Genomic DNA, 12,908 nt, shown 5'->3' on the forward strand with positions numbered 1-12,908 from the left:
TTATTCCGCAGATTTTTCCGCTCAGGAACCGCCCATTTTGATTCACTCTTCCCCTACACGCTGCCGCCTCGTCATACTGATTTCGGGCCGCGGCAGCAATATGCAGGCCATCGTCGAGGCCGTGCGCGCGCAATCGCTGCCCCTGGATGTATGCGCCGTGATCGCCAACAGGGCCGATGCGGCCGGCCTGGCCTGGGCGCGCGAGCAGGGGCTGGACGCCCGGCTGGTGGCGCATCGCGACTACGCCTCGCGCGCTGAGTTCGACCAGGCGCTGGCGCAACTGATCGACGGCTATCGCCCCGATTACATCCTGATGGCGGGCTTCATGCGGGTGCTGACCACCGAATTCGTCGAACGCTACAGCGGCCGCCTGCTGAACATCCATCCCTCGCTATTGCCCGCGTTTCCAGGGCTGCACACCCACCAGCAGGCGCTGGCCATGGGGGTGCAGTGGCATGGCTGCACCGTGCATTTCGTCACGCCGGTGCTGGACCACGGCCCCATCGTTGCCCAGGGTGCGATGCCGGTGCTGGCCGGCGACACCCCCGACACCCTGGCCGCCAGGCTGCTGGAACTCGAGCACGAGGTCTACGCACTGGTGGTGCGCTGGCTGGCCGAGGGCAGGGTGGAACTCGACGCTGCCGGGCAGCGCGCCACAGTGCGCGGCGTGAGCCATCGCTGCGTGCTGCGCATGCCGCAAGGCCAGGTTTTGCCGGAGACCGTGCAATGAAGCGCCCCTCCAACCCCAATAGTCGCGACGCCGCCTCTACAGGCCGCAGTTCCAAGCCCGCGGATCGTGGCTCGGCCGGCCGCCCCGGCCGGGCCGCCAAGGGCCGTCCCTCGGGCGGCCGCGCTGCCGCGCAAGGCGCCGCCGCAAGCCCGGCGCAGCGCCTGCTGCCCGCCGCCACGCGCATCGAACAGGTGCGCGAGGTGCTGGGTGAAGTGCTGCAGTGGGAATATCCCGCCGACGCCGTGTTGTCGCATTGGCTGCGCGCCCGCCCGCACATGGGCGCGCGTGATCGCGCCGAGGTGGCCGAGGCGGTGTTCGACGCCTTGCGCCATTTGCGCCGCTACCGCCATTTCGCCGAGAGCGGCAGCGGGCCGGCGGCGCGCCGCCTGGCCATCCTGGGGCTCGCCTCGGTGTTCAGCGAGCAGGTCCTGGACGCCGCCCTGCAAGAAGACGAACGCGAGTGGCTGGCGCGCCTGCGCCGCATCGACCCGGCCAGCCTGCCTGCCGCGGTGCGCCACAGCCTGCCGGACTGGCTGGAGCAGCGCCTGGCCGACGTGCCGCAAGCCGAAGCGCTGATCGAGGCGCTGAACCGTCCGGCGCCCCTGGACGTGCGCGTCAATCCCCTGAAGGCCGAGCGCGCCACGGTGCTCGAGGCGCTGCGCGCGGGCCCCGCGGCGCGCTACAGCCCCGAGCCCACGCTCCATTCGCCCTGGGGCATACGCCTGCAGGGCCGGCCTTCGGTGAATCGCTGGCCGCTGTTCGAAAACGGCAGCCTCGAGGTCCAGGACGAGGGCAGCCAGGTCCTGGTTGCCCTGGTGGCCCCCAAGCGCGGCGAGATGGTCATCGACTATTGCGCAGGCGCTGGCGGCAAGACCCTGCTGCTGGGGGCCTTGATGCGCTCTACCGGCCGCCTGTACGCCTTCGATGTGTCGGCCGCCAGGCTGGCGCGCGCCAAGCCCCGGGTGGCCCGCAGCGGGCTGTCCAACGTGGTTCCCGTGGTGATCCGCGCCGACGGCGACCAGCGCGTCAAGCGCCTGGCGGGCAAGGCCCACCGGGTATTGGTCGACGCCCCGTGCAGCGGGCTGGGCACCCTGCGCCGCAATCCGGACCTGAAATGGCGCCAGCATCCCGAATCGCTGGCCGAGTTGTGCCAGGTGCAGGCCCGCATCCTGCGCCAGGCGGCCCGTTGCGTGGCGCCGGGCGGGCGCCTGGTGTATGCCACCTGCAGCGTCCTGCCGGAAGAAAACGAAAACCAGGTTCAGGCTTTCCTGGCGGAAAACCCCGAATTCGAGCTGCTGGAGGCCGGCCCGATCCTGGCCGATCGTTGCGAAAATCTGACATTCCAGGGGCCGTATTTGTCCCTGCGCCCGGACCGCGACGGCACCGACGGATTCTTCGCGGCGGCCATGCAACGGCGCAAGCCCGCCTGAAGCTGAACCGTAGCTGACTCGTACGCCCGATTTTTTGCTTAGTCATTGATTTTTCTCAAAAACTAAAATGAAAATTAGCTGTCATACGAGGGCCAACTGGGCTAAACTTCTAGATGTTTTCAAGACGGAGGCTTAATTAAGCTCATGAATTCCGTGCTCAATTTCCTGTCGGGCGGCCTGCTGCAATTGTCGTGGTGGCAGCTCGTAATCGTGACGCTGGTGCTGACACACATCACCATCGTAGGGGTCACTGTATTCCTGCATCGCAGCCAGGCGCATCGCGGGCTCGACCTGCATCCGGCCGTCATGCATTTCTTCCGCTTCTGGCTGTGGATGACCACCGGCATGATCACCAAGGAATGGGTGGCCATACACCGCAAGCACCATGCCAAGTGCGAACGCGAAGGCGACCCGCATTCGCCGATGATCTTCGGCATCGGCAAGGTGTTCTTCCGCGGCGCCGAACTCTATCGCCAGGAAGCCACCAACGAAGAAACCCTCAAGCGTTTCGGCCACGGCACGCCCGACGACTGGCTCGAGCGCAAGCTCTACACCCCGCACAGCCTGCTGGGCGTGCTCATCATGCTGGGCATAGACCTGGCCCTGTTCGGCACCATCGGCCTGACGATCTGGGCGGTGCAAATGGCCTGGATTCCCTTCTGGGCGGCCGGCGTGGTCAACGGCCTGGGCCACTTCTGGGGCTACCGCAACTATGCCTGCCCCGATACCAGCACCAATGTGTCGCCCTGGGGCATCATCATCGGCGGCGAAGAACTGCACAACAACCACCATGCCTATGGCACCTCGGCCAAGTTCTCCACCAAGTGGTACGAATTCGACATCGGCTGGTGCTATATCTCGGTGCTCAGCTTCGTGGGGCTGGCCAAGGTCAAGAAGCTCGCGCCCAAGCTCAAGCTCGAGCCCGCGTCCTCCAAGATGGTGGTCGACCTGCGCACCCTGCAGGGCGTCATCACGCACCGCTACGAGATCCTGGCGCGCTATACCGACCTGGTCAAGCACGCCATAGGCGAAGAGCTCACCCGCCTCAAGCCCACCGGCGGCGCCGATTGCCGCTGGTCGCTGCTGGCGCGCGCCCGCAAGGTGCTCAAGAGCGGCGGCGAGGCCCTCGAGCCCGCCCAGCGCGCCGAGATCGACACTGCCGTGGCCGACAACCAGTCGCTGTCCACGCTGGTGCAGATGCGCCGCGAACTCATCCGCTTGTGGGAAAGCTCCAGCGCCAGCAGCGAGCAATTGCTGGCTGACCTGCAGGCCTGGTGCCAGCGTGCCCAGCAAAGCGGCATAGAAGGGCTTGAACAGTTCGCCTATCGCCTGCGCCGCTACGCGGCATGATCGAGAAGCTCAATCCCGAACAGCAAGCTGCGGTAACTCTCCCTGCACAGCACGCCCTGGTACTCGCCGGGGCGGGCAGCGGCAAGACGCGGGTGCTCACCACCCGCATGGCCTGGCTGATCCAGACCGGCCAGGCCAGCCCGCATGCCCTGCTGGCCGTCACCTTCACCAACAAATCGGCGCGCGAGATGCTCGCGCGCCTGTCCGCGCTGCTGCCGATCAACACGCGCGGCCTGTGGGTGGGCACTTTCCACGGCTTGTGCAACCGCCTGCTGCGGGCGCATTACCGCGACGCGGGGCTGGCGCAGACCTTCCAGATCCTGGACACCGCCGACCAGCTCGCGGCGATCAAGCGGCTGCTCAAGGCCTCGGGCATCGACGACGAGAAATACCCGCCGCGCGAGGTGCAGCGCTTCATCAACGGCGCCAAAGAAGAGGGGCTGCGCCCCGATGCGGTCGAGGCGCACGATCCGTACCGGCTGCGCATGGTCGAGATCTATCGCCTGTACCAGGCGCAGTGCGAGCGCGAAAGCGTGGTCGATTTCGCCGAGCTGCTGCTGCGCTGCTACGAACTCTTGCAGCGCAATGCCCCGATCCGCGAGCACTACCAGCGGCGCTTCCGCCATATCCTGGTCGACGAATTCCAGGACACCAACGCCCTGCAATACCGCTGGCTGACCCTGCTGGCCGCGGGCGGGGCGCCGATCTTCGCGGTGGGCGACGACGATCAGTCCATCTATGCCTTCCGCGGCGCCAACGTCGGCAATATGGCCGATTTCGAGCGCGACTATGCGCGCGGCACGGTCATCCGGCTGGAACAGAACTACCGTTCCTATGGCCACATACTCGATTCGGCCAATGCCTTGATCGCGCACAATACGGCGCGCCTGGGCAAGAACCTCTGGACCGAGCAGGGCGAGGGCGAGCCGGTACGCGTGGTCGAGCAGCCCTCGGACATGCTGGAAGCGCAATGGGTGGTGGACGAGATCAAGTCGCTCATCGGCGAGGGCAGCCTGCGGCGCGAGATCGCGGTGCTGTACCGCAGCAACGCCCAGTCGCGGGTCATCGAGCACGCGCTGTTTTCCACGGGCATTCCCTACAAGGTCTATGGCGGCCTGCGCTTCTTCGAGCGCCAGGAGGTCAAGCACGCGCTGGCCTACCTGCGCCTGATGGACAATCCCGACGACGATACCTCCTGGCTGCGGGTGGTCAATTTCCCGACGCGCGGCATAGGCGCGCGCACGCTCGAGCAATTGTCCGACCTGGCGCGCGAGCGAGGCACCAGCCTGCACAAGGCGGCGCATCTGGTCGGCGGGAAGGGCGGCGGCAATCTGCTGAAGTTCGCCGCAATGATCGAAAGCATGGCGCACGAGGCGCAAGTCTTGCCGCTGCCGGAGCTCATCGAGCATGTCGTGCATCACAGCGGTTTGCTGACGCACTACCAGTCCGAAAGAGAAGGCGCCGATCGCCTGGAAAACCTGCAGGAACTGGTCAATGCGGCGGCCGTCTTTGCCGGCGAAGAGAATTTCGAGGGCTTGCCGGCGGGACGCATGGTCGAACTGCCGGCGGCTGGGCAGGCGGACGCCGCAGGTGATTTTGCTGCTGCGGGCGCTGCCGCAGGGTCCGACGCGGCGGGTGCCGTTGCGCCCGTTTCCGATGCCGTCGCGGGCGATGCCGCCGATCCCGGCGCAGCGGCCGGCGCCGCATCGAGCGCCGATGCCTTGCCGGGCGCCGCCGATCTCATCGAGGCCGGCGCGCGCCAGGGCATGTCGCCGCTGGCCGCATTCCTTTCCCACGCCTCGCTGGAGGCGGGCGACAACCAGGCCCAGGCGGGCCAGGATGCCGTACAGCTCATGACGGTGCATGCCGCCAAGGGGCTGGAATTCGACGCCGTGTTCATTACCGGCGTCGAGGAAGGCCTGTTCCCGCATGAGAACAGCCTGATGGAGCAATCCGGCCTGGAAGAAGAGCGGCGCCTCATGTATGTGGCGATTACCCGCGCGCGCCAGCGCCTGTACCTGACGCTGGCCCAGAGCCGCATGCTGCACGGGCAGACCCGCTACGCGCTGCGCTCGCGCTTCCTCGACGAAATTCCCGAAGAGCACCTGAAGTGGCTCAGCCCCAAGGTGCGCGTGCCGGTATCCAGTGCGTGGGCCGGCACCGCGGACGTGGCCTCGGGCGGCTGGAACGCGCAGCGCCGCGGCGATGCCTATGGGCGCCCGGCCACGGGCCAGATCGCCCCGCGCTCCCCGCGCAGTTGGGCGAGTGGCGTGACCGTCGGCCAGCAGCAGTTCCGCATCGGCCAGGGCGTGCGCCATCCGAAATTCGGCGACGGCACCATACTCAGCCTGAGCGGCAGCGGCCAGGACGCGCAGGCGCAGATCCAGTTCCGCGATGCCGGCACCAAGACGCTGGCCCTGGGGGTCGCCAAGCTGGAAGTGATTGCCGGCTAGCCGGCATCGCGCAAGGCGCGCATATTCCCGCGCGAGCCGCAAGCATGCAAAATAGCGGCATGACAAGGAGGAGTTCATGGAAAACGACAACACTGCGGCGGGGGCGGCCTGCCTGGTGGGCCATGTGACGGTCAAGAATCCGGCCAAGTGGGCGGACTACTGCGCCAAGGTGCCCGCCACTATTGCGCCCTGGGGCGGGCAACTGCTGTTTCGCGGCAAGCGCAATACCGTGCTCAGTGGTACGCATACGCATACGGACGTAGTGGCGATCCGTTTTCCCGACGCAGCCTCGCTGCGCGGCTGGCACGATTCCCCGGCCTATCAGGCCCTGATTCCTATCCGCGAGCAGGCGGTCGACCTGGTGCTGGTCAGCTACGATTGCTGACGCGGGTGCGCGGCCGGGATAGCCGGCACAGCCAATGCGCCGGGATGATCGAGCTGCAATAGCCGCGCGGTCTCGCCGCATCGTGCAGGTGCTGGCACGGGCATAGGCACAGGCAGGGCGCAAGCACAAGCACGGGCAGGGCACAGGCACAGGCATAGGCACAGGCAGGGCACCGGCACCGGCACCGGCAAGGCGCCGGCCGGGTATGGCGCGCCGGGCGGCTACGGCTGGCGGACTTCCAGGTCTTCGAGTTCCTGCTGCAGTTCCAGCCACTGCTCTTCGAGCAGCGCCGTCTGTTTTTGCAGGTCGCCATGTTCGGCCAAGGTCTTCAGGCGTTCGTCGCGGCGCGCTTCGGTGTAGAGATCGGCATCGGCGATCAGGGCATCCAGTTGGGCCAGGCGCCGGCTGGCCTCGTGCATCGAGGTTTCGATGCGCCCGATCTTCTGCAGCACCGGCTTGCGCAGCGCCGCCTGGCGTTGGCGGATCTCGGCCTGCTCGCGCCGTTCCTGGCGGCGGTCGGTGCTCTTGCCGTCGCGGCCGGCGGCATCGGGCGCGCGCGCCTCGGCGCGGGCCTGGGCGCCGCGCTGCGCCAGCCAGTCGCGGTAGTCTTCCAGGTCGCCGTCGAATTCCCGCACGGCGCCGTCGGCCACGATCCAGAAGCTGTCGACCGTGGTGCGCAGCAGATGGCGGTCGTGCGACACCAGCAGCACGCTGCCCGGAAACTCTGCCAGGGCGGCGGCCAGCGCTTCGCGCGTGTCCACATCCAGGTGGTTGCTGGGTTCGTCCAGCAGCAGCAGATTGGGCTTTTGCCAGACGATCAGCGCCAGGGCCAGGCGAGCCTTCTCGCCGCCCGACAGCGGGCCGACCGTGCCCAGCACCATGTCGCCGTTGAAACCGAAACCGCCCAGGTAATTGCGCAGTTCTTGTTCGCGGGCCTGCGGCGCGAGCCGCTGCAGGTGCTGCAAGGGCGTGCCCTGCGGGTCCAGCATGTCGAGCTGCTGCTGCGCGAAATAGCCGATCTCCAGCCCCCTGGAAGCGTGGCGCTGCCCACGTAGCGCCGGCAGCTCGGCGGCCAGTGTCTTGACCAGCGTGGACTTGCCCGCGCCGTTGACCCCCAGGATGCCGATGCGGCTGCCTCCGCGCACCATCAGTTGCACGTTCTCGAGCACGGTGCGCGTGCCGCCCTCGGGCAGCGCGTAGCCGGTGCTGACATCTTCCAGCACCAGCAGCGGATCGGGCATGCCCGTGGGTTCCGGGATGCGTATGTCGATGCCGGCCTCGGCCTGCAGCGGCGCCAGCGTCTGCATGCGCGCCAGCGCCTTGACGCGGCTCTGCGCCTGCTTGGCCTTGGTGGCCTTGGCCTTGAAGCGGTCGATGAAATTCTGCAAGCGCGCGGTTTCGCGCGTTTGTCTTTCCCAGGCCAGGCGCGACTGGCGCAGGCGCTCGGCGCGCTGGGTCAGGAAGTCTTCGTAGCCGCCGCGGTAGCGTATCAGCTTGCCTTGGTCGAAATGCAGGATGGCGCGCGCTACCGTGTCGAGAAATTCGGTGTCGTGCGAAATCACCAGCACGGTGCCCTGGTAGGAGGCCAGCCAGCGCTCCAGCCACAGCATGGCGTCCAGGTCCAGGTGATTGGTGGGCTCGTCCAGCAGCAACAGGTCGGACGGCGCCATCAGGGCGCGGGCCAGCGCCAGGCGCATCTGCCAGCCGCCGGAGAAATCGCGGACGGGGCTGGACCACTGTTGCGGCGTGAAGCCCAGCCCGGCCAGCAATTGCTCGGCGCGCGCCGGTGCGCTCCAGGCGTCGGCCTCGACCAGGGCCGCTTCCAGCTCGGCGATGCGCTGGCCGTCGGCATCGGGCGTGGCGCGCCTTTGCTCTTGCAGGTCGCGCAGGTGCCGGTCGCCGTCGATCACGAACTCGCGGGCGGGCAGGGTGTTGTCGCCGATTTCCTGTTCGACGCTGGCGATGCGCCAGCCGGCCGGCATGTCGAGCGTACCGGCGTCGGGATCGAGCCGGCCCTGCAGCAGCATGAACAGGGTCGATTTGCCGGCCCCGTTCTTGCCGACCACGCCGACGCGCTCGCCCGCATGCACCACGAAATCGGCCTGGTCCAGCAGCAGCTTGGTGCCGCGCCGCAGCGACAACCCGGTGGCGCGTATCATTGTTCCAGTTGTTCCCGCGTCAGCATCAGGATCTGGTCTTCGGTGCGTTCGGTACTGAGCCAGACCGGGTCAAGGCCGGGAAAGGCCGCCACGAAGTTGTCGTACTCGTTGCCGATCTCCAGCACCAGCAGGCCCCCGGGCGCCATGAAGTCGGGCGCCTTGGACAACAGGCGGCGCACCAGGTCCATGCCGTCCTCGCCGCCCGCCAGGGCCATGGTCGGCTCGTGGCGGAATTCTTCCGGCAGCGCCTCCATGGAGTGGTTGTTGACGTAGGGCGGGTTGCAGATGATGAGGTTGTATTCGCAATGCGGCAACTGGTCGAACAGATCGCTGCGGTGCGTGGTGACGCGGCCGTCCAGGCCGAACTGCTCGATGTTGCGGTCGGCCACTTCCAGGGCGTGTTCGGAGAGATCGACCGCGTCGACCTGGGCGTTCTCGAAGGCCAGCGCCGCCAGCACAGCCAGGCAGCCCGAGCCTGTACACAGATCGAGCACGAAATCCAGGTCTTCGGGGTGCGCCACCCAGGGCGACAGGTCGTGCGCCAGCAGTTCGGCGATGGGCGAGCGCGGCACGATGACGCGCTGGTCGACAAAGAATCGGTGGCCCTGCAGCCAGGCCTCGCCGGTCAGATAGGCCGCGGGCAGGCGCTCCTGGATGCGCCGCTGCACCAGCTTCAGGTAGCGCGCGCGTTCGTCGGGCAGCACGCGGGCGTCGAGGAAGGGCTCGAGTGTGTCCAGCGGCAGGTGCAGAGTGTGCAGCAGCAGGTAGACCGCCTCGTCCCAGGCATTGTCGCTGCCGTGGCCGAACGCCAGATGAGAGGCATTGAAGCGGCTGACGGTATAGCGCAGCAGGTCGCGCAGGGTGAGCAGTTCTTGTTGGGCCGATTCGTTCATAGGCATTCCGGTAATTCGTGTGGTGCGTGGGGCCGTCCGGCGGGCTTCCCGGCCGCCTCGGGGCCGCAATTCGAAGATAGCATGCCGGCCCGCGGCCGGCGAGCGGCCGCGGACGTGGCGGGCGGGCCGATGGTTCAGTCCAGCAGCAGGCGCTCCAGGGTGCGGCGATAGATGTTCTTCAGGGGCTCCAGCGTGTCGATGCGGATGTGCTCGTCGACCTGGTGGATAGTGGCGTTGATGGGGCCGAACTCCACGACCTGCGGGCAGATCCGGGCGATGAAGCGCCCGTCGGAGGTGCCTCCGGTGGTGGACAGCTCGGTGGCGACGCCGGTTTCGTCCAGTATGGCGCCGGCCAGGGCCTCGCTCAGTTCGCCGCGCGGCGTCAGGAACGGCCGCCCGCCCAGCGTCCAGTCCAGCGTGTATTCCAGGCCGTGCTTGTCCAGCACCCGCGCGACGCGCGCTTGCAGGTCTTCGGGCGCGCTGATGCTGGCGTAGCGGAAATTGAAGTCCAGCACGGCCTCGCCCGGTATGACGTTGGTGGCGCCGGTGCCGGCGTGCAGATTGGAAACCTGGAAAGTGGTCGGCGGGAAGTATTCGTTGCCCTGGTCCCATTGCGTCTGCGCCAGTTCGGCCAGGGCAGGGGCCAGCAGGTGGATGGGGTTGCGCGCCAGGTGGGGGTAGGCGACGTGGCCCTGCTTGCCCTTGACCGTCAGGCGTCCCGACAGCGAGCCGCGCCGGCCGTTCTTGACCGTGTCGCCCAGCGCCTGCACCGAGGTGGGCTCGCCGACGATGCAGTAGTCCAGGCTGACGCCGCGCGTGGCCAGGGCCTCGCAGACCTTGACCGTACCGTCCACGGACGGGCCTTCTTCGTCGGAAGTGATGAGCAGCCCGATGGAGCCGCGGTGGTCCGGATGGGCGGCCACGAATTCCTCGGCAGCCACGACGAAGGCGGCGATCGAGCTTTTCATGTCGGCCGCGCCGCGGCCGTACAGCTTGCCGTCGCGCTCGGTGGGCGCGAAGGGATCGCTGCCCCATTTTTCCAGCGGACCCGTGGGCACTACGTCGGTGTGGCCGGCAAAGACCAGCAGCGGGGCGGCCGTGCCGCGCCGCGCCCACAGGTTGACGACCTCGCCGTAGGCCAGGGTCTCGCCGGCAAAGCCCGACGCCCGCAGGCGCTCGGCCAGCCGCTGCTGGCAGCCGGCGTCTTCGGGTGTGACCGAGCGGCGCGCGATCAGGTCCTTGACCAGATCCAGCACTGAACCATGGTCCATCAGGTTCTCAGCAGGTCGTTGATGCTGGTCTTGGAGCGTGTCTGGGCGTCGACCCGCTTGACGATGACCGCGCAGGCCAGGCTGTGCGAGCCGTCGGCGGCGGGCAGCGAGCCGGGCACCACGACCGAGCCGGCCGGTATGCGTCCGTACGAGATGGTGCCGGTGGCACGGTCGTAGATCTTGGTGCTTTGGGACAGGAACACCCCCATGGCAAGCACCGAATTTTCTTCGACGATCACGCCTTCGACCACTTCGGAGCGTGCGCCGATGAAGCAGTTGTCCTCGATGATGGTGGGGTTGGCCTGCAGCGGTTCGAGCACGCCGCCTATGCCTACGCCGCCCGACAGGTGCACATTCTTGCCGATCTGCGCGCAGGAGCCGACCGTGGCCCAGGTGTCGACCATGGTGCCTTCGTCCACATAGGCGCCGATGTTGACGTAGGAGGGCATGAGCACCACGTTGCGGGCGATGAATGCGCCCTTGCGCGCCACCGCCGGCGGCACTACCCGGTAGCCGCCGTTGACGAAGGCCTGGGCGCCGTAGTCGCCGAATTTCAGCGGCACCTTGTCGTAGAACTGCATGGGCGCCTGGCCCATGACCTCGTTGTTTTCCAGGCGGAAGGACAGCAGCACCGCCTTTTTGATCCACTGGTGGACCACCCATTCGAAATCGATTTTTTCCGCCACCCGCAGGCGGCCGGTGTCCAGCGCGTTGATGGTTTGCTGCACGGCTTCGCGGATGGGAGCGCTTTCGGCGTCCGGTCCGATTTCGGCGCGATGTTCCCAGGCGTGTTCGATGGTGCTTTGGAGATCGAGTGTCATGGTCGTGTAAGCGGTTTGGGTTGAGCGATTGAGGGATTTCGGTTCAATGATACGACGCGAATCATGCGGCGCGTGTCCCGGCGGCTGGCCTGCGCCGCCGGGCGGCGCGTTGCGGGCGCGTGCCGTCAGGCGCGGGTCTTCATATAGTCGACGATGCGTTGCGCGGCCTCCACGCATTGGTCCTTCGGCGCCACCAGAGCGATGCGCATGCGCCCGGCCCCAGGGTTGGCGCCCTGGGCGTCGCGCGCCAGGAAGCTGCCCGGCAGCACCGTCACTGCGGTATGCGCGTACAGGTCGCGGGCGAACTCGGGGTCGGGGCCGGGCGTCTCGGCCCACAGATAGAAGGACGCCTGGGGCCATTGCACACCCAGCGCCGGCGCCAGCAGCGGCACTACGGCCTCGAATTTTTCGCGGTACAGGCGGCGGTTCTCGACCACGTGCGCCTCGTCGCCCCAGGCCGCCACGCTGGCCTGCGACACCACAGGGCTGAGCGCGCTGCCGTGGTAGGTGCGGTACAGCAGGAACTGCTGGATGAGGCCGGCGTCGCCCGCCACGAAGCCCGAACGCATGCCCGGCACGTTGGAGCGCTTGGACAGGCTGGAAAAACACACCAGGCCGCGGTAATCGGCGCGGCCCAGCAGGCTGGCAGCCTGCATGCCGCCCAGCGGCTTGTCGGCCTCGTCGAAATAGATTTCGGAATAGCACTCGTCCGAGGCGATCACGAAGCCGTATTCGTCGGCCAGCTCGAAGAGGCGGCGCCATTCCTCGAGCGGCATGACGTTGCCGGCAGGGTTGCCGGGCGAGCATACATATAGCAGGCGCACCTTGCGCCAGACCTCTGCGGGCACTCCGGCCCAGTCCAGGCCGAACCCGAGGTCTGCGCGCGCATTCACAAAATAGGGCCGCGCCCCGGCCAGCAGCGCCGCACCCTCATAGATCTGGTAGAAGGGGTTGGGGCACATCACCAGCGAGTCGGCCGTGGGGTCGATGACTGTCTGGGCGAAGGCGAACAGCGCCTCGCGCGAGCCCAGCGCGGGCAGCACCTGGGTTTCGGGATCGGGCGCGGCAATGCCGTAGCGCCGCGCTATCCATTCCGAAATGGCGCGGCGCAGGACCGGGTCGCCCTTGGTAGGCGGGTAGACCGACAGTCCGCCCATCGCGCCGCGCATGGCTTCCACCACCAGCGGCGCGGCCGCATGCTTGGGCTCGCCGATGGACAGATTGATCGGCGTCAGGCCTTCGGGCGGGCGTTCCGCCGAAGCCATCAACTGGCGCAGCTTCGCGAAGGGGTAGGGGTGAAGCTCGTTGAGTCTGGGGTTCATGGGACCGCGCGGAAAAAATGCCCCCACGCTGCGCCAACTTCGTTGGCTTGCCGCCCCACGGGGGCCAGAAAAAGCGGCGCACGTCTCGCGCCTG

Annotated in this window: 10 protein-coding genes; 5 read left to right on the plus strand and 5 right to left on the minus strand. The window is 67.5% G+C overall.

The features are described from left to right. Positions 1-100 precede the first annotated feature (100 nt). The 5 genes from purN to KVP10_RS13945 all read left to right on the plus strand — a co-directional run bounded on the left by purN (position 101) and on the right by KVP10_RS13945 (position 6,348). Positions 101-730 carry a phosphoribosylglycinamide formyltransferase gene (gene purN, locus KVP10_RS13925; RefSeq protein ID WP_246600688.1) on the plus strand — a complete coding sequence of 210 codons (630 nt, stop codon included), beginning with the start codon at positions 101-103 and terminating at the stop codon, positions 728-730. Positions 731-930: 200 nt separating this feature from the next. Beyond that, positions 931-2,160: an RsmB/NOP family class I SAM-dependent RNA methyltransferase gene (locus KVP10_RS13930; protein WP_217965266.1), complete on the plus strand. Its 1,230-nt coding sequence runs from the start codon at positions 931-933 to the stop codon at positions 2,158-2,160. A 144-nt stretch (positions 2,161-2,304) separates the two neighbouring features. Then, positions 2,305-3,510 carry a DesA family fatty acid desaturase gene (locus tag KVP10_RS13935; protein WP_217965201.1) on the plus strand — a complete coding sequence of 402 codons (1,206 nt, stop codon included), beginning with the start codon at positions 2,305-2,307 and terminating at the stop codon, positions 3,508-3,510. Further along, positions 3,507-5,963: a UvrD-helicase domain-containing protein gene (locus tag KVP10_RS13940; protein WP_217965202.1), complete on the plus strand. Its 2,457-nt coding sequence runs from the start codon at positions 3,507-3,509 to the stop codon at positions 5,961-5,963. The genes KVP10_RS13935 and KVP10_RS13940 overlap by 4 nt, the downstream gene beginning before the upstream one ends. A gap of 76 nt (positions 5,964-6,039) precedes the next feature. Beyond that, on the plus strand, positions 6,040-6,348 hold the full coding sequence (locus KVP10_RS13945) for a DUF1330 domain-containing protein (protein WP_217965203.1): 309 nt from the start codon (positions 6,040-6,042) through the stop codon (positions 6,346-6,348). 221 nt (positions 6,349-6,569) lie between these two features. On the opposite strand, the gene KVP10_RS13950 is transcribed toward KVP10_RS13945, so the two are convergent. From KVP10_RS13950 to dapC, 5 genes are all read right to left on the minus strand, one after another. After that, positions 6,570-8,507, minus strand: a complete 1,938-nt coding sequence (locus tag KVP10_RS13950; protein WP_217965204.1) for an ABC-F family ATP-binding cassette domain-containing protein — start codon at positions 8,505-8,507, stop codon at positions 6,570-6,572. Further along, positions 8,504-9,400 (minus strand): 50S ribosomal protein L3 N(5)-glutamine methyltransferase, encoded by an 897-nt coding sequence (gene prmB / locus KVP10_RS13955; protein ID WP_217965205.1) that lies wholly within the window; start codon positions 9,398-9,400, stop codon positions 8,504-8,506. Before prmB ends, KVP10_RS13950 begins: the two co-directional genes overlap by 4 nt. A 134-nt stretch (positions 9,401-9,534) precedes the next feature. Beyond that, positions 9,535-10,671 carry a succinyl-diaminopimelate desuccinylase gene (dapE, locus tag KVP10_RS13960; protein ID WP_217965206.1) on the minus strand — a complete coding sequence of 379 codons (1,137 nt, stop codon included), beginning with the start codon at positions 10,669-10,671 and terminating at the stop codon, positions 9,535-9,537. Further along, positions 10,671-11,492 (minus strand): 2,3,4,5-tetrahydropyridine-2,6-dicarboxylate N-succinyltransferase, encoded by an 822-nt coding sequence (gene dapD / locus KVP10_RS13965; protein ID WP_217965207.1) that lies wholly within the window; start codon positions 11,490-11,492, stop codon positions 10,671-10,673. Before dapD ends, dapE begins: the two co-directional genes overlap by 1 nt. Before the next feature lie 125 nt (positions 11,493-11,617). Continuing rightward, entirely contained in the window at positions 11,618-12,814 is a 1,197-nt protein-coding gene (gene dapC, locus KVP10_RS13970; RefSeq protein WP_217965208.1) for a succinyldiaminopimelate transaminase, read from the minus strand. Between the last annotated feature and the right edge of the window lie 94 nt (positions 12,815-12,908).

It is taken from the genome of Candidimonas humi, assembly GCF_019166065.1.
Lineage (GTDB): Bacteria > Pseudomonadota > Gammaproteobacteria > Burkholderiales > Burkholderiaceae_B > Candidimonas > Candidimonas humi.